Annotated in this window: 20 protein-coding genes and 1 pseudogene; 12 read left to right on the forward strand and 9 right to left on the reverse strand. The window is 72.2% G+C overall.

All coding sequences use genetic code 11. The annotated features are described in order from the left end of the window. The first annotated feature begins 18 nt into the window (after positions 1 to 18). Positions 19 to 513, forward strand: coding sequence for a hypothetical protein (locus tag SMA5143A_RS37650; RefSeq protein ID WP_107467303.1), 495 nt, complete (start codon positions 19 to 21; stop codon positions 511 to 513). Positions 514 to 782: 269 nt separating this feature from the next. On the opposite strand, the gene SMA5143A_RS37655 is transcribed toward SMA5143A_RS37650, so the two are convergent. Continuing rightward, the gene (locus SMA5143A_RS37655; RefSeq protein WP_107467304.1) at positions 783 to 1,019 is read right to left on the reverse strand and encodes a DUF397 domain-containing protein; all 237 of its coding nucleotides are present in this window, start codon (positions 1,017 to 1,019) and stop codon (positions 783 to 785) included. Then, positions 1,016 to 1,880: pseudogene (locus SMA5143A_RS37660) on the reverse strand (helix-turn-helix domain-containing protein). Before SMA5143A_RS37660 ends, SMA5143A_RS37655 begins: the two are co-directional and overlap by 4 nt. 130 nt (positions 1,881 to 2,010) lie before the next feature. On the opposite strand from SMA5143A_RS37660, the gene SMA5143A_RS37665 reads away from it, so the two are divergent. Beyond that, positions 2,011 to 2,433, forward strand: coding sequence for an ATP-binding protein (locus SMA5143A_RS37665; RefSeq protein ID WP_107467305.1), 423 nt, complete (start codon positions 2,011 to 2,013; stop codon positions 2,431 to 2,433). A 6-nt stretch (positions 2,434 to 2,439) separates the two neighbouring features. Here SMA5143A_RS37665 and SMA5143A_RS37670 read toward each other — a convergent pair whose 3' ends face one another. Continuing rightward, on the reverse strand, positions 2,440 to 3,033 hold the full coding sequence (locus SMA5143A_RS37670) for a hypothetical protein (RefSeq protein WP_146194018.1): 594 nt from the start codon (positions 3,031 to 3,033) through the stop codon (positions 2,440 to 2,442). A gap of 48 nt (positions 3,034 to 3,081) precedes the next feature. After that, on the reverse strand, positions 3,082 to 5,907 hold the full coding sequence (locus SMA5143A_RS44645) for a helix-turn-helix transcriptional regulator (RefSeq protein ID WP_308812065.1): 2,826 nt from the start codon (positions 5,905 to 5,907) through the stop codon (positions 3,082 to 3,084). A gap of 374 nt (positions 5,908 to 6,281) precedes the next feature. On the opposite strand from SMA5143A_RS44645, the gene SMA5143A_RS37680 reads away from it, so the two are divergent. Continuing rightward, positions 6,282 to 7,100, forward strand: coding sequence for a hypothetical protein (locus SMA5143A_RS37680; protein ID WP_107467339.1), 819 nt, complete (start codon positions 6,282 to 6,284; stop codon positions 7,098 to 7,100). 327 nt (positions 7,101 to 7,427) lie between these two features. On the opposite strand, the gene SMA5143A_RS37685 is transcribed toward SMA5143A_RS37680, so the two are convergent. Both SMA5143A_RS37685 and SMA5143A_RS37690 read right to left on the reverse strand, forming a co-directional pair. After that, a complete protein-coding gene (locus SMA5143A_RS37685; protein ID WP_107467308.1) occupies positions 7,428 to 7,745 on the reverse strand; it encodes an AzlD domain-containing protein in 318 nt (105 codons plus the stop codon). Further along, positions 7,742 to 8,455, reverse strand: coding sequence for an AzlC family ABC transporter permease (locus tag SMA5143A_RS37690; RefSeq protein WP_107467309.1), 714 nt, complete (start codon positions 8,453 to 8,455; stop codon positions 7,742 to 7,744). Before SMA5143A_RS37690 ends, SMA5143A_RS37685 begins: the two co-directional genes overlap by 4 nt. Before the next feature lie 68 nt (positions 8,456 to 8,523). Between SMA5143A_RS37690 and SMA5143A_RS37695 the strand changes: the two genes are divergently transcribed. Next, positions 8,524 to 9,132, forward strand: a complete 609-nt coding sequence (locus SMA5143A_RS37695) for a helix-turn-helix domain-containing protein (protein WP_258193971.1) — start codon at positions 8,524 to 8,526, stop codon at positions 9,130 to 9,132. 201 nt (positions 9,133 to 9,333) lie between these two features. On the opposite strand, the gene SMA5143A_RS37700 is transcribed toward SMA5143A_RS37695, so the two are convergent. Then, positions 9,334 to 9,537: a cold-shock protein gene (locus SMA5143A_RS37700; RefSeq protein WP_003992177.1), complete on the reverse strand. Its 204-nt coding sequence runs from the start codon at positions 9,535 to 9,537 to the stop codon at positions 9,334 to 9,336. A 321-nt stretch (positions 9,538 to 9,858) separates the two neighbouring features. Between SMA5143A_RS37700 and SMA5143A_RS37705 the strand changes: the two genes are divergently transcribed. The 6 genes from SMA5143A_RS37705 to SMA5143A_RS37730 all read left to right on the forward strand — a co-directional run bounded on the left by SMA5143A_RS37705 (position 9,859) and on the right by SMA5143A_RS37730 (position 15,923). After that, positions 9,859 to 10,704 carry a menaquinone biosynthetic enzyme MqnA/MqnD family protein gene (locus SMA5143A_RS37705; protein ID WP_107467311.1) on the forward strand — a complete coding sequence of 282 codons (846 nt, stop codon included), beginning with the start codon at positions 9,859 to 9,861 and terminating at the stop codon, positions 10,702 to 10,704. A 158-nt stretch (positions 10,705 to 10,862) separates the two neighbouring features. Further along, on the forward strand, positions 10,863 to 12,677 hold the full coding sequence (locus tag SMA5143A_RS37710; protein WP_107467312.1) for a serine/threonine-protein kinase: 1,815 nt from the start codon (positions 10,863 to 10,865) through the stop codon (positions 12,675 to 12,677). 47 nt (positions 12,678 to 12,724) lie between these two features. Further along, positions 12,725 to 13,297: a GNAT family N-acetyltransferase gene (locus SMA5143A_RS37715; protein ID WP_107467340.1), complete on the forward strand. Its 573-nt coding sequence runs from the start codon at positions 12,725 to 12,727 to the stop codon at positions 13,295 to 13,297. Between the two features lie 5 nt (positions 13,298 to 13,302). Beyond that, entirely contained in the window at positions 13,303 to 14,175 is an 873-nt protein-coding gene (locus SMA5143A_RS37720; RefSeq protein WP_107467313.1) for a prepilin peptidase, read from the forward strand. Positions 14,176 to 14,266: 91 nt separating this feature from the next. Then, positions 14,267 to 15,466, forward strand: coding sequence for a cyclic dehypoxanthinyl futalosine synthase (mqnC, locus tag SMA5143A_RS37725; protein ID WP_107467314.1), 1,200 nt, complete (start codon positions 14,267 to 14,269; stop codon positions 15,464 to 15,466). 7 nt (positions 15,467 to 15,473) lie between these two features. Next, on the forward strand, positions 15,474 to 15,923 hold the full coding sequence (locus SMA5143A_RS37730) for a hypothetical protein (protein ID WP_107467315.1): 450 nt from the start codon (positions 15,474 to 15,476) through the stop codon (positions 15,921 to 15,923). A gap of 52 nt (positions 15,924 to 15,975) precedes the next feature. On the opposite strand, the gene SMA5143A_RS37735 is transcribed toward SMA5143A_RS37730, so the two are convergent. Then, entirely contained in the window at positions 15,976 to 16,971 is a 996-nt protein-coding gene (locus SMA5143A_RS37735; protein WP_375136596.1) for a chitinase, read from the reverse strand. 180 nt (positions 16,972 to 17,151) lie between these two features. Here SMA5143A_RS37735 and SMA5143A_RS37740 point away from each other — a divergent pair, with 180 nt between their 5' ends. Next, the gene (locus SMA5143A_RS37740; protein ID WP_107467316.1) at positions 17,152 to 17,850 is read left to right on the forward strand and encodes a demethylmenaquinone methyltransferase; all 699 of its coding nucleotides are present in this window, start codon (positions 17,152 to 17,154) and stop codon (positions 17,848 to 17,850) included. 139 nt (positions 17,851 to 17,989) lie between these two features. Then, positions 17,990 to 20,134: a zinc ribbon domain-containing protein gene (locus SMA5143A_RS37745; protein WP_107467342.1), complete on the forward strand. Its 2,145-nt coding sequence runs from the start codon at positions 17,990 to 17,992 to the stop codon at positions 20,132 to 20,134. A 44-nt stretch (positions 20,135 to 20,178) separates the two neighbouring features. Here the strand turns inward: SMA5143A_RS37745 and SMA5143A_RS37750 are convergent, their stop codons facing one another. Next, positions 20,179 to 20,502: a PASTA domain-containing protein gene (locus tag SMA5143A_RS37750; RefSeq protein WP_107467317.1), complete on the reverse strand. Its 324-nt coding sequence runs from the start codon at positions 20,500 to 20,502 to the stop codon at positions 20,179 to 20,181. Between the last annotated feature and the right edge of the window lie 122 nt (positions 20,503 to 20,624).

A 20,624-nucleotide genomic window follows, 5' to 3' on the forward strand; every position in this document is an offset into this window, starting at 1 on the left:
TTCGATGATTGGAGGATCATGGAGAGAGATGCGAGTCTGATGAAAATGTTGCATCGTCTGGATGATCCCGAATGGCCAGAAGCGCCGGCCGACTACAATGCAGCCGATGCTGCAGCTTCATTCAGTCGCCTGGCTGTGCAGGTAGGTTCTCGCTTCTCGACGCCTTGTGAGATCGATCGAGACATCCAGGACTCCGCTCAGTACGGACGAATCGAAGTGCCGGGGGAAGCCACGGCTTGCGGGACGAGGATCGTTGTCCTCGTGAGCAAGTTCAAGCCATTGGCAATGGTGGCGGCTGATAATCCTGGCGCCTTCTTGGGTACAGATGAAGCGCGCGCTGAAGGCGAGCTCGACGCGAGTGACCTTGAGAAGGTAGAGCAAGTTATTGCGGAATCGGGGTACGTCACGATTCCGGAAGAGCTTCTCACCAGTCGCTATGACGGATCCACTCTCCTGCGTTTCCATGGTTCTGGGGAGCCGAGTTGGTGGGACCGGTTCTTCGGTTCTTTCTGATGAATCTCAAGTATCTGGTTCCATAACCTTGGCTCTTATGGGTCGCATGGGATCCGATGTCCGATTCAACCCGGCCGCGCCATGATAAAGGATTATGCAGTGGCAAAGATCAGCCCCGCCGAGCTGTGCTAGGCGGGGCTGATCTGGTGTTTGACGGCAGTAGTCGACGGCAACGTCCGTGGAGGGTCAAACGAGCGGTGTAACTGGGGTGGTTGGGGTAACTGGCGGGCTGCGGAGAGTCGTCCGTCGAAGGTGGTAACGAGTTGCGGTTAACCCGTGCTGACCTCCGAATCGTTTGTGCGGCTAGCCGAAAAGTTGCCAGTCGGACGGCTGCAGAAGATAAGGAAAGTCGCCCAGGCTGTGGGGGAAAGGGCGAGGTGGGGGCCAGCGGGGTTCTTGGAGTCACGGATGCGGATGGCGTGGGGGCCGGGGAATATCTCCAGGCATTCGCCGCCTTCGCCCCCACTGTGGCTCGACTTGAACCAGGAGAGTTCCTCGACGCTCACAGTTCCCCCAGCTTCTTCTCGATCAACGCCTGGGACTCCGTGGGAGGGAGTGCCATGGCCCGCATGATCCCATAGCGGTCTGCGATCTTCCGGACCTCTTCAAGGTCTGTGATCAGTCGGGGAAAGCCCTGGATCTCCGTGTACGCCACCTGTGGGTGCCTCCTGGGCGTGAGCAAGTTGAACGCCCCGTCCATGTTGGGGTGTTCTGCCTGGCTGGTCGGCATCACTTGGATCTCAACGTTCCGCATGCCGCCGACCCGAAGCAACTGCCGCAGCTGCTCCGCGTGGACGGTCGCACCACCGATCGGCCGGTCCAGCACCACTTCCTCCAGCACGTAACTGAGCATGGGTGCAGGCCACTTGTCGAAGATTTGCTGGCGGTCCATGCGGTCAGCCACCCGCCTCTCGATGGTCTCGTCGTCGAGCAGCGGTCGACGACGCGAGAACACCGCCCGCGCATACTCCGGCGTCTGCAACAACCCCGGCACCCCCTGGTTGGCATAGAAGTGCAGCTCGCCTCCGCCTCCAACCCCGCATAGCTGCGGTACCACTCCGGGTGCCGGGTCCGCGCCTTCTTCATCCCCTCCTTGATCTCCGGGATCATCGCCCGCAACAGGCCACCCGCGTCGAGGAGTTCATCCGCCTTCTCCAGTACCTCGGGGCGGGAGACCCGTACCCCCCGCTCCATCGCACTGATCGCGTCCGGGCCGTAGCCGACCGCCTCACCCAGGTCCTTCTGCGTCAGCCCGGCCGGTTCTCCCGCAGTAGCTTCAAGAGCTTGCCGACCGCCGTGAAGACGCCGGTCGTACCGTCGGCCTCCGCCGGGGTCTCCGGGTTCCGTGCGTGAACCGCGTCCGCCATCGATCCCGACTTCGCCCTCGTCGTGGTCACGGCCGACGCCCCGACACTCGACGCACCGCACCCGTACGGCTACATAGCGTCCCGCCGTCGTATCTGGTCAGGCTGGAACCAGTCGACCACGTTGAGTGACATGAATCAGGAAATCCCCACCGCCCTCGGTGAATTCACCCAGCTGTTCACGCCCAGCCGCCGAGGCGCCCGGCTCGCGCGGAGAGTCGCCGCCCAGCGGCTGCACGCCTGGGGCATCACATACGGAAGCGACGAGCACGACAACGCCGTACTCGTCGTCGCCGAGCTGGTGACGAACGCCGCGATGCACGGTTACGTCTACGGGCACAGCTTCCTGCTGCGGATTGTCTTGGAGACCGCCACCCTGCGTATCGAGGTGGCCGACGCCTGCGGGACGCGGCGGCCGAGAACGCCTGGGCAGTCGGTGAGTGACGCCGAGTCCGGGCGCGGGCTGCTCATCGTGGAGGCGCTCGCCGACAAGTGGGGCGTAGAGGATCGCCCGCTCGGCAAGACCGTGTGGACCGAGCTGAGCGCCGGCCCGTAAGGGGGGTCAGGCCATCGGGCGGTCGATGACCGGCTTCAGCCGCACCTCGGTCACGCCCACCCCCTTCGGCGTGCCGAACGTCTCGATCATCGCGCCGAGGTATGTGCCGGTGACCTGGACCGCCAAGCGGTCGCCGGCCGGGACGCGCAGGTCGACCCGGGCCCGTGGGGAGCCGCTGAAGTCCGGCATGCGGTGGATCCGGGACGCCGGGTAGCCCAGCTCGATCAGCTTGGCGCGCAGCGCCTTGTAGCTGCGGTTCGCGCCGGCCTGCCAGAACCCCTCGTGGAGGCGCCGCTGGTGCTGTTCGCCCGCGCACCGCTCCACGGCGTTCAGCGGCACCGCGGCGACGGAGACCGGCTGCGTGGAGTCGAGGTTCCCGGACCTCGACACGGACGAGGTCGCGGCGGGACCGCTGATGACACCGCCGCTCGGCCGGACCGGGGTGCAGTAGTCCCTGATGCTCGTGGCCAATTCCACGAACCGGGTCTCGGCGTCGCCGGCGGTCGCGGCAGCGGCACCGCCCACACCGACGCAGGACAGGACGACGGCACCGCCGAGTGCGGCCACCAGCAAGGACTTGCGCAGAGGATTCGATCGCATGCCTGAACGATGCCGGTCGCTGACGAACCCTCACATGAGTACGCGTACTCAATCCACCAGGTCCGCCGCCGTCAGGAGTCTCGTCAGGTCCGTCCTCGAGCGGACCTTCAGCTTCCGGTAGATGCGGGTGAGGTGTGCCTCCACCGTTTTTCGCGACACGAACAGTGATGCCGCCGCCTCCGTGTTGTTCAGGCCCCTCGCGATCGCCCGTGACACCTGGAACTCCTGGGGTGTCAGTTGGTCCAGGACCCCGCCCATGCCGCCGGACCCGGGGCCGGATCCGGATCCGGCCCCGGACGGGGCGGTGGTCGGCAGACCCCCGGCCGCCGCCAGTTCGCTCGCCGCGCGCCGCGCCCACGGCACCGCGCCCAGGCGCTCGAAGCAGGCCAGGGCGGACGACAGGGGCGCCCGGGCGGCTGCCGGGCGCCGGTGGCGGCGTAGCACCTCCGCCTCGCACAGCAGCGTCCGTGCCCAGTCGAACGGGCCCGTCGTCCGCCCGTGCGCCTTCAGCGCCGCCCCGAAGCACGCCTCCGCCTCCTCCGGTGTCCTCGCCAGCAGGCCCCGTACGCGTGCGGCCGCCGCCTCCGCCGAGGCCAGGCCCGTTTCCGTCGCCCTCTCCTCCAGCCACGCGACCACCTCACCGGCCCGCGCCGCGTTCCCGGCCCGGACATGCGCCTCCGCCAGGTCCGCCGCGAACGGCACCACCTCCGGGTTGCCGATGCCCTGCTCCACGGCGAGTGACAACGTTTGCTCCAGCTGGTCGGCGGCCGCCTCGTGGTCGCCGTACGCCAGGGCCGACAGGCCGAGCACGGCCGTCATGTGGAACTCCTGGCAGCCGATGCCGTACGCCCCGCACTCCCGCCGCGCCCGCGCCACATGCTCCTCGCACTCCACGCGGTCGCCGCGCAGCGCCTCCAGGCGGGCCAGGCAGTACAGGGCGTAGCTGACGCAGGTGAGCTGGCCCAGCTCCTCCGCCCAGCGCAGCGCCTCCGTCAGGTCGCCGCGGGCGGACGCCCACTGGCCGGTCCGCGTCTCCAACTCGCCCCGCACGGCGAGGGTGAAGCCCAGGACTCCGACCGCGCTGTGCCGTCGCGCCGACTCCACCGCCGTGTTGAGCAGAGCACGGCCCCGCGTGAACTCCTCGACACGGCTCCACGCCTGCCCGGCGATCGCGTACACCTGCTGGTCGCGTACGGGGTCGCCCGCGCCGTGCCGGTCGGCGGACTCCAGCATCGCGCGGCCCTCGGCGGTGCGGCCGGCCATGACGAGGGCGCCGCCGAGGAGGGTGAGGCTGTACCAGCGTTCGGGGCCGGACTCGGAGGCGAGGGCCAGGGACTCCTCGGCGACGCGTACGGCCGCCGGGACGTGACCGTCGAGGCGGGCGGCGGCCGTCGCCTCGGCGAGGAGGAGGCAGGCGCGGGTCGGGTCGCTGTCGCGTACGGCGTCGGCGGCGTTCACGAGGAGGCCGTACGCCTGCGCGGTCTCGCCCTTCCACGTGTACATCCGGCCCAGCAGGCCCTGGATCGCGGCGCGCATCGCCGGGTCGGGGGTGATGCGGACGGCCTCCTCGCACCACTGGGGCCCGGCGGGGGAGCCGCTGAGGAGCGCGTCGGACGCGGCGTTGAGGAGGCGTCCGGCGCGCGCGGCCGGGTCGGGGGTGAGGTCGGCGGCCCGGCGCCAGGCCAGCGCCGCCTCCCCGAACGCGCTGCGGCGCCGGGCCTCCAGCGCGGCCTCCGCGAGGACGGCCGCCGTGTCCTCGTCGGGGCCGGGGGTCGCGGACGCCCGGTACCAGGCGTGCAGCGAACCCGTGCTCACCTCGGCCAGCGCCTGGAACGCGGCGTAGCGCAGGGCGAGGGGCGCGCGGCCCAGGACCAGGGCGCGCAGCACCGGATGGTGGAAGTCCAGGCCGTCCGCCGTCGCCGTGATCAGGCCGTCCTCCTCCGCGGGGGCGAGGGCGTCGAGCGACAGCCCGGCCGCCTCCAGCGCCTTGCGCAGCGGGCCCGCCGCCGTCGAGCGGCCGGCGGCGAGGACGACCAGCGCCCGGCGCGCCGCGTCGGGCAGCGCGTCGATACGGGTCGCCCAGGCGCGCTCCAGATGGCTGCCGAGGGACGGCGGGTCCAGCAACGGCCGCTCCCCGCGCGCCTGTTCCTCCGTCAGCCCGCTCGCGATCTCCCGCAGGGCGAGCGGGTTGCCTCCGCTGATACGCACGAGGTCCGCGAGCACGCTGGGCGCGACCCCCTGCCGCCGCACCGCCTCACCCGCCGCCCGGATGCCGACGCCACCCGCCCCCGCTCTCGTCCCCGCCAGCAGGTCCGCGCACTCCTCCGCCGTCAATCCGCCGACCTGTACGGCCGGGATGCTGCGGCGCGGTCCCGACTCCCCGTGGTCCTCGCGGGAGCCGAGCGCCAGGGCGACGCGTTCGCTGGAGAGGCGGCGGGCGACGAACAGGAGGACGCGCTGGGAGGAGGGGTCCACCCAGTGGAGGTCGTCGACGAGGACGACGACGGGACGCTCGTCGCCGAGCGCGGCGAGGACGTTCAGGGCGCCCATGCAGGCGGCGTACGGATTGCCCGGCGGGTCGGCGGGGTCACCGCCCAGCGCGAGACACGACTCCAGGGCGGCGCGCTGCGCTCCGGGGAGTTCCCTGAAAAGGGATGAATAGGGCATCAGGAGGTCGCCGAGGGTGGCGAACGGGAGCACGGTCTCGCTCTCGATGCCCCGGGCCCGCAGGAGCGTCGCCGGTGCGGAGCCCGCCGTTCCGGCCGCCGCCCGCTCCGCCGCGTAGTCGAGAAGAGCCGTCTTGCCGATGCCGGGCTCGCCCCACAGGAGCAGCGCCGCCCCACCGGCCCCACCCGCCACGAGCAGGTCGTCCATCAGCCGGCGTTCCCGCTCCCGACCGACGAGTCCCCGTAACAATGCGCCACCCCCTGGTGCCCGCCTGCGCCCGCCCCGCGTCGTCCATCATGCCGCGCGGAGGGCGGGCCAAGAAGGTCGAGGCCGGGATCGGCCGGGGCGAGATGTAGGGACTTCCCGGAAGCGGGCCCGATCCGTCCGGGGCTTCAATGATGTCTCGCGGGACCTCGTTGAACGGGGGATCGGGGAACCGCGCAGCACAGGGAATCAAGGGGAACAGCAGGGACTCAAAGGGGATCAGTGCAAGGGGGAACCCCGAAGGACTTCCCGAGGGATTCAGGGGACCGGGGGAAGACCAGGGGATGAACCAGGTCGCGGAACAAGGGGGACGGCTCATGCCGGCATCCGTGGAACGCGGGGATCCCACCTCCGGGTCCGACCGGCCGGGCCGGTCGGACCCGCTCGACCGGCTCGACTCGGTCGAGATCAAGGTGACGTTCTCGGGTGCGGGCGCGGCCGCCGCGACCCGGGCGCTGGCGCCGGACACCGGGGGAGCCCGGCGCCGCGTCTACTTCTGTGAGGCTCTCGCCCGCTCCACGGCGCCAGGTCATCTGCCGCTTCTGGACGCGGGGTTGATCCTGCGCCTACGGGCGGGGAGCGGGCGGGTCGGGGCCGCGACCGCGGAATTGCGGCCCTGTCGCCGGTCCCGGCTCTCGGAGCGCTGGCTGCGCTTCCGTGAGCAGGGACCGGACTCCTTCCACCTCTCGGACACCTGGTCCGGCGACCGCCGGGTCCTGTCCGCCGCCCTCGTCTCGGACTGCGACCGTACGGCGGTGGAGGCGGCGGCCACGGGGGCGAAGCCGCTGGAACTCGTCTTCTCCGACCGACAACGGGCCTTCCTCGCCGACTGCGCCGACGTCAGCGTCGGCTTCGGCTCGCTCGACGTCCTCGGCCCCGTCCACGTGGTCCGCCGGCGCGGCGTACGGCTCGACCACCACGAGGTCACGCTGGAGCACTGGATTCTGGACGGCCGCCCGGAGGGGGCCGAGCCGTTGGAGTGGCTGGAGGTCTCCGAGCGTGTCGCCCCCGAGGGCGCCGAGGTCGTCCGGGCATCCCTCGCCGCCCTCCTGAAGGCCAAGGGCCTCGACCCCGACCTGGGCCCGGGTGTCCGCGTTCGCCGGGTCATGGAGGAACTGGTCGCCCGGGGCGGATAGGTCATCGCGTACACACCCCGACGCCTCAGGGGCACGCCGACGCGCCCCGCCCCGCCGTCGGGCCGGGCTCCGCCGAAGCGCCCCGCCCCGCTGTCGGGCCGGGCCCCGCCGATGCGCCCCCGCCGTCGCGCCGGGCGCACGCCACCGGACCGCCGTCCCGGCCACAGCAGCGCCCTCCGGCTCGGCCGCACCCCACCGGACCGGCCCCCGCCTACGGCGCCGCCCTACGAGACCGTCGCACCCCACCGGACCGCGCCCTCCGCCTACGGCGCCCTCCGCCTACGGCGCCCTCCGCCTACGGCGCCCTCCGCCTACGGCGCCCTCCGCCTACGGCACCCCCAGTGCCCGCAGCACCCCCGCCGTCGCCGCCGCCCCCAGCACCACCACCGCGAACGGCGCCCTCCGCCACGCCAGTACGCCTCCCACCAGCACCCCCGTGGGGCGGGCCCAGCCGGCGAAGCCGCCCGACTCGGTCAGGGCGCCCGTGGCGAGCAGCGCCACCAGGAGCACCACGGCCGCGGCGGCCAGCAGTTCCCGGACGCGTGCGGGGACCTCGACCCGCCCGTGCAGCAGCGGCCCGGTGAGCCGGAGGGCGTACGTCCCCACCGCCAGGGCCAGCATCGCGACGATCACACCGCCGCTCATGCCGCCGCCTCCCGCCGCGCCGAGGGCCGCCAGAGAAGCAGGCCGGCCAGCGCGAGGAGGACGGGGACCCCCGTGGGGGTCAGCGGAGTGGCCGCCAGCGCCACCACCGCCCCGAGCAGCGCGGCCCGCCGTACCGGCGGCTGCTCGCGCAGGGCGGGCAGGACGAGCGCGGCGAGCACGGCGGGGAAGGCGGCGTCGAGGCCGTACGTGGCGGTGTCGCCCAGGGCGGACCCGGCGAGCGCGCCCGCGAGGACGCACACGTTCCACGTGGTGAACAGGCCGATCCCGGAGACCCAGAACGCGACCCGGCGCCGTACCGGATCCCGCTGGGCCAGGGCGAAGGCCGCCGTCTCGTCGGTGACGAGGTGCGCGCCCACCAGCCGGGCGAGCCGGCCCCGGCCCAGGGCGTCCGCGACGGCCAGGCTGAACGCCGCGTTACGGGTGTTGAGCAGCAGCCCCGTGGCCGCCGCCGCGAACGGGCCGCCCCCGGCCAGCAGGATCCCCACCGCGCTGAACTGCGCCGCCCCGGCGTACACCACGAGCGACATCACCACCGGCACCCACACCGGCAGCCCGCCCGCCACCGAGATTGCGCCGAAGGAGAGCCCGACGACACCGCCGGCCGCGCACACCAGGGCGATGTCGCGGAGCAGCTCGGGGTCGTGGACGTCCGGACGCCGGACGCGGCCTGTTCGGAGAAGCGAACGCATGTTTTCTACAATGAACAGCAGGCAGCATGTTCGTCAAGGCGAACGATCGTACTTCTGGAGCGAACGAAATGGCCGACACAGCACCCGAGAACGGAGCCGGAGAGGCGCGGGACGACGGGAAACCCCCGGCGCGCCTCCCGCTCGACTGGATCGCCGCCTCCCTCCGCCGGGAGCGCACACGCGCCGGACTCTCCCTGTCCGAGCTGGCCAAACGCGCCGGGATCGCCAAGTCCACGCTGTCCCAGCTGGAGGCGGCGAGCGGCAATCCGAGCATGGAGACGCTGTGGGCGCTGGGTGTGGCGCTCGGGGTGCCGTTCAGCGCGCTGATCGAGCCGCCCGCGCCGGCGGTGCAGGTCATCCGGGCGGGGGAGGGGCCCACGGTCCACTCCGAGCACTCCAGCTACACGGCGGTCCTGCTCTCCGCGAGCCCGCCGGGCGCGCGCCGCGACATCTACCGCACCCGGCTGGAACCGGGCTCGGTACGGGAGTCGCAGCCCCACATCCCGGGAACGGTCGAACACCTCACCGTGAGCACGGGCCGGGTGAAGGCGGGCCCGAGCGGCGAGGAGGTCGTGCTGGGGCCGGGCGACTACATGGCGTTCCGGGGCGATGTCCCGCACTCGTACGAGGCGCTGGCGCCGGGAACGTCGTTCGTGCTCGTCATGCAGCACGTCTAGGGCCTGTCGTTTGGATCACGCCTGGGCAGCCATTGGTGCCCGTAGCCCGAAGTCCGCATGATCCAAACGACAGACCCTAGGGCCCCAGCGGTGTGAACCGTTCCGCCGACGCCCGCGGGAAAGGCAGGAGCCCCTGCGCCGAAAGGCGAGGGGCTCCTTGGGTACTGCTCTCAGACGTCATTCAGAGGGGCATCCCTCAGATCAGACGGGGGTGACGTTCTCCGCCTGCGGACCCTTCGGGCCCTGCGTCACGTCGAAGGAGACCTGCTGGTTCTCCTCCAGCGAACGGAAGCCGCTCGCGTTGATGGCGGAGTAGTGAACGAAGACGTCGGGGCCGCCGCCTTCCTGGGCGATGAAGCCAAAGCCCTTTTCGGCGTTGAACCACTTCACGGTTCCGGTAGCCATAAGCCCTCCTTGGGCCCAAAGGGTTGCCCTGCTCCAGAACCCTGCAAGTGTGAAAACAAGATGCCGCACAACTGCATACGTCTGAAAACGACTAGAGCCCGCGGTTACATGCTCCGCAGGCTCTGTACTGCAAGGGAAACCAAACTGCAACTTGCGGCGAGCCTAGCACGCGGGCAGCCGAAAGCAATAGAGGTCAAGATCACGTCACCCAGATGTTTGAGTGATCGTTGCGCCGGATTGACGACCGTCCCCCGATCGCCTCGTGCCCGCCGCTCGGACCCCGGACCCCGGACCGTACCTCATGAGGTCTAGTCTCGCGATGTGGACAATTCTCGCACCAGGCCGCGCGTAGGCCACATCCAGTTCCTGAACTGCCTGCCCCTGTACTGGGGGCTCGCGAGAACGGGCACGCTCCTCGACTTCGAGCTGACCAAGGACACCCCGGAGAAGCTCAGCGAGCAGCTGGTGCGCGGAGACCTCGACATCGGCCCCATCACCCTCGTCGAATTCCTCCGCAACGCCGACGACCTGGTCGCCTTCCCCGACATCGCGGTCGGCTGCGACGGCCCGGTGATGTCCTGCGTCATCGTCTCGCAGGTCCCCCTCGATCGCCTGGACGGCGCCCGCGTCGCCCTCGGCTCCACCTCGCGCACCTCCGTACGCCTCGCCCAGCTGCTGCTGGCCGAGAACATCGGCGTGCGGCCGTCGTACTACACCTGCCCCCCCGACCTCTCGCTGATGATGCAGGAGGCGGAGGCCGCCGTGCTGATCGGCGACGCGGCGCTGCGGGCCAATCTGCTCGACGGCCCCACCTACGGCCTTCAGGTGCACGACCTGGGCGCCATGTGGAAGGAGTGGACGGGACTGCCGTTCGTCTTCGCGGTGTGGGCGGCGCGCCGGGACTACCTGGAGCGGAACCCGCAGGTCACCCGCCAGGTCCACGAGGCGTTCCTGGCCTCCCGCGACCTGTCCCTGGTCGAGGTCGCCAAGGTCGCGGAGCAGGCCGCCCGCTGGGAGTCCTTCGACGAGCGGGTCCTGGAGCGCTACTTCACCACCCTCGACTTCCGCTTCGGCGACCCGCAGCTGCGGGCGGTCGCCGAGTTCGCGCGCCGGGTCGGGCCCACGACGGGATTTCCGGCGGATGTGAAGGTGGATCTCCTTTCCTGAGCAATTCCTCCGCCGGCCACCGGGCCGTCGGAGGAAATTCGTTTGACGAATTCCGGGTTCTGTGGGACTGGCGGTCGGCGTTCGCATTCCCCTTCGGGCGTACGGCACTACGCTGCTGGGGAGTCCTGGAGTGGACGCACGGGGGAGGGGTGGGGGCGATGCAGCCGCTCGACGTCGGCGAACCCACGGTCGTGGGTCCCTACCGGTTGCTCGGCCGGCTCGGTTCCGGCGGGATGGGCCGGGTCTACCTCGGGCGCAGCGCAGGCGGCCGTACCGTCGCCGTGAAGGTCGTGCACCCGCACTTCGCGCTGGACGAGGAGTTCCGCGCCCGCTTCCGCCGCGAGGTGGAGGCCGCCCGGCGGGTGGGCGGCGCCTGGACCGCGCCCGTCCTCGACGCCGACCCGGAGGCGTCCGTGCCCTGGGTGGCGACCGGGTACGCGGCCGGGCCCTCCCTCTCGGCGGCCGTCGCCGACGGCGGCCCACTGCCCGAGCACACCGTCCGGGTGCTGGGCGCGGGCCTCGCGGAGGCACTCTCCGCCGTCCACGCGCTCGGCCTGGTCCACCGCGACGTGAAGCCCTCCAACGTGCTGCTCACCGTGGACGGCCCGCTCCTCATCGACTTCGGCATCGCCCGCGCCACCGACGGCACGGCCTCCCTCACCTCGACCGGCGTCTCCATCGGCTCCCCCGGCTACATGTCCCCCGAGCAGATCCTCGGCCACGGCGTCACCGGCGCCGCGGACGTCTTCTCCCTCGGCGCGGTCCTCGCCTACGCCGCGACCGGTGAGTCCCCCTTCCCGGGCGACTCCTCCGCCGCGCTCCTCTACAAGGTCGTCCACGAGCCGCCCCGGCTGGACGGTCTGCGGGGCGACCTGCGCGACCTGGTCGGGCACTGCCTCGCGAAGGAACCGGACGCCCGACCGACCCCCGACGAGATCGCCCGCGCCCTCGCCCCCGACGGCGCCGCCCGCCTGGTCACGGCCGGCTGGCTCCCCGGCCCCCTCGTCGAACAGGTCGGCCGCGGCGCCGTCCAGCTCCTCAACCTGGACGCGACGGAACCGGGCCCCTCCGGGCCGGTGGGATTCAGCAGCCCTTCGGTGAGGGAGTCGGCCACGCCGACGCCGATGTCCACGCCGACGGACGCCACACCGGGCGGCGGGGCGAGCGCGATGAGTGGGACGAGTGGGATGAGCGGGACGTTCGGGCCGCCGCCCGTCATGTCGCCGTCGGTGCCGTCGGTGCCGTCGGTGCCATCGGTGCCGTCGATGCCGTCGGCGCCGTCCGTACCGTCGGCGACCCCCGCGCACTCCGGTCCCGCCACGTACGTGCCCGGCGCACGTGCGGAGGCCGCGGTGGCGGACACCGTGCCGCCGCCGGCCGCACCCGGCAAGATCTCCGTGAGCGTGGCCGCCGCCTCGACGACCGAGGCCGGCGGACGCGGCCGGAGAGTGAGCTGTTCGATCGCCCTGGCCGTGGCGGGGGCCTTCGCGGCGGTGAGCGTGGGGTCGGTGTTCGTCTTCGGGATGCTCAAGAGCGAGGACGACCGCAACAGCGACAGCGCGGGCCCCGCACCGACGGCGAGCGCGAGCTCCTCCGAGCTGCCGGGCGACACGAAGGGCGACGTACCGGCGAAGTACCTCGGCACATGGGAGGGCGACGGCTACGCCCTGGGCGGCAAGCTCCCCGCCGGCACCTTCCGGGTCACCCTGAAACAGGCCGCCGTCGGAAAGGACCTCGGCACCTTCCGCTCGGTCGACCCCCTGGGCGGCGCCTGCGACGACAAGCTGGTCCTCAAGGAGGTGACGGGCACACACGTCCTCGCCACCAGCATCGCCGACACCGAGAACAACCCCGGCACCTGCACCAGCAACACCCACGTCGTCACCCTCACCCTCGACGGCGACACACTCCAGTACGCCGCGGACAACGCGGACGCCGGTGACCCGACGGCCCGGCTGAAGAAGCTGAAGTAGGAAATTCACTGGTCGCGGACGTGGGGTCGTGGTCCGATGCCGCGGTGATGAGCGACAGTGCCCCCACCGCGCCCCCGGTTCGCCCGCCGATCGTCCGGCCCAGGACCGACCACGACCTCGACGCCTGTACGCGGGTCCTGGCGGCGGTCCACGAGCAGGACGGCTATCCCGTGAACTGGCCCGAGCACCCGCACACCTGGCTGACCCCGGCCCCGCTCGTCGCCGCGTGGGTGGCGGAGCACGACGGCCGCGTCGTCGGCCACATCGGCCTGTCCCGTGCCGACGACACGGACGTGGCGCCCGGCCTCTGGGCCGCCCGCACCGGGGTGGGCGTCGAGACGACCGCCGTGGTCAACCGGCTGTTCGTGTCCCCGGCCGCCCGGGGCCACGGGATCGGCGCGCTGCTGGTGGCGCGGGCCACGGCGGAGGCACGGGCCCGCGACCTGCACCCCGTGCTGGACGTGGTGGAGTCGGACGTCGCGGCGGCATCCCTCTACGAACGCCTCGGCTGGCACCACCTGGCCACGCTCGAACAGCGATGGGGCCCCGAGCAGACGGTCAACGTCCGCTGCTACGCGGCGAAACCCTCGCGGCCCCCACATCCCACCCCCCTAGGCTGACCCCCGTGGATCCGGACCTCTGGCTGATCGCCCTGACGGCAGTCGCCGCCCTCTGGGGCGCGGCGGCGGGCACCCTCCTGCCCCGCCCCGCCTACCGCTTCGCCGTCGACGAAGACTCCCCCTGGCAGACCACGTGCCCCGCAGGCCACCCCCTCACCGGCCCGGCCCACGGCTGGCTGGGCCGAGCCCGCTGCACCACCCCCGCGCCCCCCACCGCAACCGCCCCCACCGCAACCGCCCCCACGGCGAGCCCCGCCACGGCGACCCCCGACTCCACGGCCCCCGCACGCCCCACCCCCGCACCCCCCGCCCCCACACGCCCCACCCCCTGCACCTACGGTCCGAGCACCCCCACCGTCGCCCTCCTCACCGCCCTCGTCTGCGCCACGCTCGCCCTGGCCACCGGCGTGCGCCCCGAGCTCGGGGTCTGGCTTCTCCTCGCGCCGCTCGGCGTTCTGCTCGTCCTGATCGACCTCAAGGTCCAGCGCCTCCCCGATCCGCTGACCCTCCCCTTCGCCGCCCTCGCGCTCCTCCTCCTGGCCGGCGCCGCCCTCACCCCCGAACACGCGGGCGAGTGGCGCACCGCGGCGTTGGGTGCCCTCACGCTCGGCGGCGCGTACTTCCTCCTCTTCCTCATCCGCCCCCTCGCCCTCGGCTTCGGCGATGTGAAGCTCGCCGTGGGCCTCGGCGCGGCTCTCGGCTGGTACGGCTGGGGTGCCCTGTACGTCGGCACCTTCGCCGGCGCCGTCGTCGGCAGCGTCTGGACCGTCGTCCATGCGGTGCGCGGCCGGGCGGCACGCCGACAGCTCGTCGCCCTGGGGCCGTTCATGATCGCGGGGGCGTACCTGGGCCTGCTCCTGGAGGCCTACGCGGCGTGACGTCCGGGACCTCCGGGCTGACGTCGGCCGTTCGCGGCGGCTGGCGTAGGCTGGCGTGGTCCGTTCAACCCTTACGAAAGGGACGCTCCCGGTGACCGAGAAGGCCGATCTCCAGTCCGTTCTCGACCGTGCCGCCGAGGGTGGGCGGATCACACCGGAGGAGGCGCTCGACCTCTACCGCGACGCTCCACTGCACGCGCTCGGCTCGGCCGCCGACGCCGTCCGCCGCCGCAGGTACGCGGGCACCGAGCACATCGCGACGTACATCATCGAGCGCAACATCAACTACACGAACGTCTGTGTGACGGCGTGCAAGTTCTGCGCGTTCTACGCCCCGCCCACGGCCAAGGACAAGGGCTGGACCCGCGACCTCGACGACATCCTGCGCCGCTGCGCGGAGACCGTCGAACTCGGCGGCACCCAGATCATGTTCCAGGGCGGCCACCACCCCGACTACGGCGTCGAGTACTACGAGAAGCACTTCGCCGCCATCAAGAAGGAGTTCCCGCAGCTGGTCAACCACTCCCTCGGGGCCTCCGAGGTCGAGCACATGGCCAGGATCTCCAAGGTGAGCGTCGAGGAGGCGATCCGGCGCATCCACGCCGCCGGCCTCGACTCCTTCGCGGGCGCCGGCGCGGAGCTGCTCCCCGAGCGCCCCCGCAAGGCCATCGCGCCGCTCAAGGAGTCCGGCGAACGCTGGCTGGAGATCATGGAGACCGCGCACAACCTGGGTGTGGAGTCCACCTCCACCATGCTGATGGGCACCGGTGAGACCAACGCCGAGCGCATCGAGCACCTGCGCATGATCCGTGACGTACAGGACCGCACGGGCGGGTTCCGCGCCTTCATCCCGTACCTCTACCAGCCGATGAACAACCATCTGAAGGGCCGCACCCAGGCCACGATCTTCGAGTACCTGCGGATGATCGCGATCTCCCGGCTGTTCATGGACAACATCGCCCACATCCAGGGGTCCTGGCTGACCACCGGCCAGGACGCGGGCCAGCTCACGCTGCACTACGGCGCGGACGACCTCGGCTCGGTCATGCTGGAGGAGAACGTCGTCTCGGCGGCCGGTGCCAAGCATCGCTCCAACCTCCAGGAAATGATCGACATGATCCGCACGGCGGGTCGGGTCCCGGCCCAGCGCTCCACGACGTACGAACACCTCGTGGTCCACGACGACCCGGCGAACGACCCGGTCGACGCGCGCGTGATGTCCCACATCTCCTCCACGGCGATCGAGGGTGGCACGGCCCATCCCGAGCTGAAGATCCTCGCGTCCAACTAGTCCTCCCATGCTGACGATCCACGCCGCCGACGAGGTACGCCTCACCTGGGACGACCCCGAGCCCGTCAAGGGCGGCGCCGTGGTCGTCGAGGGCATCCGGGTCCGGGCCGCGGGACCGCTGGAGGAGATCCAGGAGCGGTTCCCGGGCGCCCGCGTGCGCCGGTGGCCCGGGGTGCTCGGCCCCGCCCGCGTCCACGAGGGCCCGCTGCCCGACGCGCCGACCCCACGGGAACGCGTCCACGTGGTGCTGAAGTCCGGGGCGACCGCCGTGCTCGCGGACCACACGGACACTCCCGAACTCCGCGCCGCCGCCGAACGGAACGACGTCGTCGTGCTCGCCGGTCCCCGCCCGCCGGCGATCGTCGACAACGGCCGGGCGGACCTGGCGGTCTTCGACGAGGCGGGCATCTGCGTGGCGACGGTCTGCGCGGGCCGCCTGGTGCACCGCCGCCGCTGACGGCAGGGGCGCCCCGACGGCGGAGGCCGGGGCGGGGGCGCCGCCGCCCCGCTCATCCCGAGAACGCCTCCGCGAACGCGCCGTCCTCCTGCTCGACCCCGCTGCAGTCGGTCAGGGCGTCATGCGCCCCGTCCCCGCACTCCCGGTCCCGGAACGTCGCCCACATGGAGACCCAGGCGATCCCCTTCTCCTCCGCGAACTCCCTGACCTGCGCCGCGTCCTCCAGCGTGAACGTCTCGTTCTCCACGTCGTTGACGCCGAGCATCGAGGTGAGGGCGAGAGCCCGCCACGCCGTGCCCGGGGACGTTCCGAAGACGTCCCGCGCCTGCCGGTGCGTGGCCCTCGCGGCCCGTTCCGCGTAGTCGCCCATGTCGCCGTCGTACGAACGGGCGTAGTTCATGGTCATGATGTTGACGGTGGAGACCTGGACGGACGCGTCGTTCGCCGAGTGGAGCAGGGCGAGGGCGTCGGCGTCGAGACCGGACGGCATCACGGGGAGCGTGAACGAGACGGAGAGGCCGGGCCGGTCCCGCTGGAGGCGGGCGATCGCCTCGGACCGAAGGTCCACCGCGTCGGAGTCCTTCAGCGCGTCGCCCTCGACGTCGAAGTCGGCGGCCGTCGCACCGGCGGCGTCGAGCGCCGCGCCGTACGCGTCGGCGAGGTCGTCCGCGCTGTCGCAGGCGTCGGCCAGTTCCGTCCCCGACGCCCCGCCGAAGGACACCCGCACCGACGCCCCGGACTTGGTCAGCGCCGCGATACGGGACTTCACCGCCCGGTCGCCGAGGGGAGTGGTCCCGTTCCACGCGGGCACGCACGCGTCGCCGTCGGCGATCACGAAGGCGAGATGGTACGCGGCCGCCGCCCCGGCCTCGTCGAGGTCGGACGCCTCCGTGGCGTCCACGTAGGGGGCGTACACCGTGGAGGTCCCCGCCTCCGTCTCGGCGGCCGTCGCCTTCGCGTCGGGTGTCCTCGGCGCACCGCTCGGCGCGGACGCGGACTCCGTCGACCCCGCGGCGCAGCCCCCGCAGGTCAGGACCAGCGCGGACATCACAGATAGCGCGGATATCGCAGGTATCGCAGGGATCGCGGATATCAGTGCGGCGGCCGTTTTCGGGGCATTCCTCACGTTGCTCACTGGGGCAACCAATCACACCGGGCCGGGCGCCGTGCCGTGGTCGCCGGGACGGGCGCTGCGAGGCCGCTCGGCGCCTCCTGCCACAATGGGCCCGTGACCCGCGCATCCCTGGACAAGCAGCCGCACGAAGTCGCCTCGATGTTCGACCGAGTGGCGGAACGGTACGACCTGACCAACGACGTGCTGTCCCTCGGACAGGACCGGCGCTGGCGCAAGGAGGTCGCGCGGGCGGTGGACGCCCGCCCCGCCCAGAAGGTCCTGGACCTGGCGGCCGGCACCGGCACCTCCTCACAGCCCTTCGCGCGGACCGGCGCGTACGTCGTCCCCTGCGACTTCTCCCTCGGCATGCTCCGGGTCGGCAAGGAACGCACCCCCTGGCTGCCGTTCACCGCGGGCGACGCCACACGGCTGCCGTTCAAGGACGACACCTTCGACGCGGTGACCATCTCCTTCGGCCTGCGGAACGTCCAGGACACGGACGCCGCGCTGCGCGAGATGTACCGGGTGACCAAGCCCGGCGGGCGGATCGTGATCTGCGAGTTCTCGCACCCGACCTGGGCGCCGTTCCGGACCGTCTACACCGAGTACCTGATGCGCGCGCTGCCGCCGACCGCCCGCGCCGTGTCGTCGAACCCCGACGCGTACGTGTACCTCGCCGAATCCATCCGCGCCTGGCCCGACCAGGCCGGTCTCAGCGAGCGCCTGCGGAAGGCCGGCTGGGGCAGGGTCGCGTGGCGGAACCTCACCGGAGGAATCGTCGCCCTGCACCGGGGGTTCAAGGTTCACCCGTAAGGGGGATGCCGCCCAAGGCGCCCTGTTGATGGGAACCGGTCAACGGAAAACGTCGTCCGTTTGATACGTCACCGCACACGCGGCACCCGTGTGCCCACGTCCGATCACGGCACGAGTTCTCTGGATGACGGAGCGTTCCATGACGTCCTACTGTCCGCACTGCGGGACCCCCGGTCCCGACGACGCGCGTTACTGCATGAAGTGCGGGCGGGAACGCATACCGGTCCCCTCGGCGCCCCCGGCACCGGACGCGCCCGCCGTCCCGGCCACACCCCCGACTCCGCCGACCGCCCCGCCGACCGAGCCCGGGTCGGCCCCGCCGGCCGCTCCGCAGGCAGCCCCGCCGGCCGCCTTTCCGTCGGCCCCGCCCGGCACGCCTCCACCGCCGCCGCCGGGGTCGGCCACGGGCGTGCCCCCCGCCGGACCGCCACCTCCTCCCGAGTTCGCCCCGGTCCCCGCCCGCCCGTCGCCGCTGGGCGCCTTCCTGGGGCGGGCCTTCCGGGGCGACTGGGCCGGATCGGCGCTCGCGGCGCTCTGGCCGGTGCTGTTCCTGCTCGGCAGCGCCGTCGCCCTCGCCATCCCCGACTACGGCCAGGACGAGGAGGACATCGTCGGCTTCGGAGACCGCATGGGCATCGCCCTCGCCTCGCTCCTCCAGGGCGTCGGCGGCGGCTTCCAGGTCTCCGGGACCGGCGGCGGCTACTCCGGCGAACTCCGCACCGTCGAGGCCGGCTTCACCCTCACCCTGGTCCCGCTCACGGTGACCCTTCTGTTCGCCGTCGCGCTGTACCTGGGCGTACGTCAACTTCGCACCCGGCTGGCGACCCGTGCCGGGTACGCCGGCTTCGCCGGACCCGGCGTCGGCTGGACCGTCCCGGGCGGCGGCAGCCCCGGTACTCCCGGTGCGCCCGGCGTTCCCGGCGCAGGGGGCGTCCCCGGCCGTTCCGCCGGGCTCGAGGCGGCCGTGCGGGTCACACTGCTGGTGACCGTCGTCGTCCTGCTGCTCGGGCTGTTCGCCCAGCCGACCGTCGCCCTCGCCGAGGTCTCCACGTCACCCTGGCTCGCCGCGCTCGGCGCACTGGTGCTCACCGCCGCCGTCTCGGGCGGAGTGCTGCACCGTGACGACCTCGCCGCCTGGCTGACCGTGCGCCCCGGCCCGCGCTCCCTGTTCCGGGCGACCGGAACGGCCGTGCGCGCCATGGCGATCGTGCTCGCCCTGTGCTCGCTCGTCGCCCTCGTCACCGTCGCGTCGAGCGACGAGCTCCGGGCCGACTGGGAGAACGACGTCAATCCGCTGCTGATCGCGCTGTTCATCCTGCCCAACATCGCCGTCACCTTCCTCGGCATCTCCTGGGGCGCGTCCTTCGAGGGCGAGGCGGGCCGCTCGCGGTACGGGGACGACTCGTCGTACGGCGACGACTCGTACGGGAACGGTTCCTACGGCGACGGCTCCGGCGACTACGGACTCGGCGGGTCCAGCCCCTACGGCGGTGTCGAACGCGAGTCGTTCGGCCTGTCGGAGCTGGGTGACGCCGTCAACGACTGGGCGGTCGTGGGCGCGTTGGCGCTCGGCCTGGTCTGCGCCCTGGTCCTCGGTGTCCTCGCCGCCCGCCGGTCATCGGGCCGGGGTGAGCAACTTCTCGCCGCCGGTGTCTTCTTCGGCCTCTTCCTCCTCCTCGCCGGCATCAGCGGCTTCGCCATGGAGGCGTCCGGCTCCGCCTCGACCGACTTCGGGGGCGGCCTCTCCGCCGCCGGCCAGGTAGACGTGGGCCTCAACCTCGCCGAGGCCATGCTCTTCGGCCTCGTCTGGATCTTCGCGGCGGCGTTCCTGGCCCCCTATCTGGTGCAGATGGCCGGCTCCCGCACGGGCGTGATCGCACCCCCGTTCCCGGCGATGCCGAGCGGCCCCGCGACGTACGGCGCCCCGTCCTGGCCCCCGACCTCGCAGAGCCTGCCGGACCCGCCCAGCCTGCCGGACCCGCCCAGCCTGCCCGACCCGCCCAGCCTGCCCGACCCGCCCAGCCTGCCGGATCCGCCCAGTCTTCCGACACCGCACAGCCTGCCGGCCCCGCCCAGCCAACCGACCCCGCAGGGCCGGTCGGCGACGCATCCGTCCCAGCCCGTCGAGCCGTACGAGGTTCCGATGGTCGAGATCGGCCATCAGCTCCCGGCCGGTCCCGTCGCGAAGCCGCGGGGCAGGGCGCTGATGTGGATCCTCACCATCGCGGCGGCCTTCGTGGTCGGCGGGGGAGCGGCGGTCGCGATCCTGTTCCTCCAGAAGTAGCGGAGTTCCGGCGCGGTGGAGGGGCCCGCCGCGCCGCCGCGGCCCTACCGCCGCAGCGAGAAGGGTTCCCCAGGCTCGTCCAACTCCCTGCGCAACCCGGGGGGAGGGCCGCCGCGCCGGGGTTCGCGCACGCCCCCGCCGTCGTCGCCGAGCTCGAACCAGACGGTCACCACCGCGCCTCGCGGCACCGCCACGCCCGGCGGCGGGTACTGCCGTACGACGTAGTCCACGACGGCGAGTTCGACGTCGGGCCGGTCACCGGCGGCCAGCCCGACTCCGCTCGCCGCGGCCGTCTCACGCGCGTCCACGGCCATCAGCCCGACGAACCGAGGCACACGCACTTCGAATGACTTGGGTGTCAAGCGCACAGACGTTCACCCCCAGCGGTACCCGCAGAGTAGCCGCCGGGGGTGCCCGTCCGGAAGCGGTGCGTGGCGATCTGTCGAAAATCGCTACTCTGCGTCACGGAACGGGGATTGGGTGGGCCGGG

Origin of the sequence: Streptomyces sp. MA5143a (assembly GCF_900290235.1) — a bacterium.
In the GTDB taxonomy this organism is placed as follows: Bacteria; Actinomycetota; Actinomycetes; order Streptomycetales; family Streptomycetaceae; genus Streptomyces.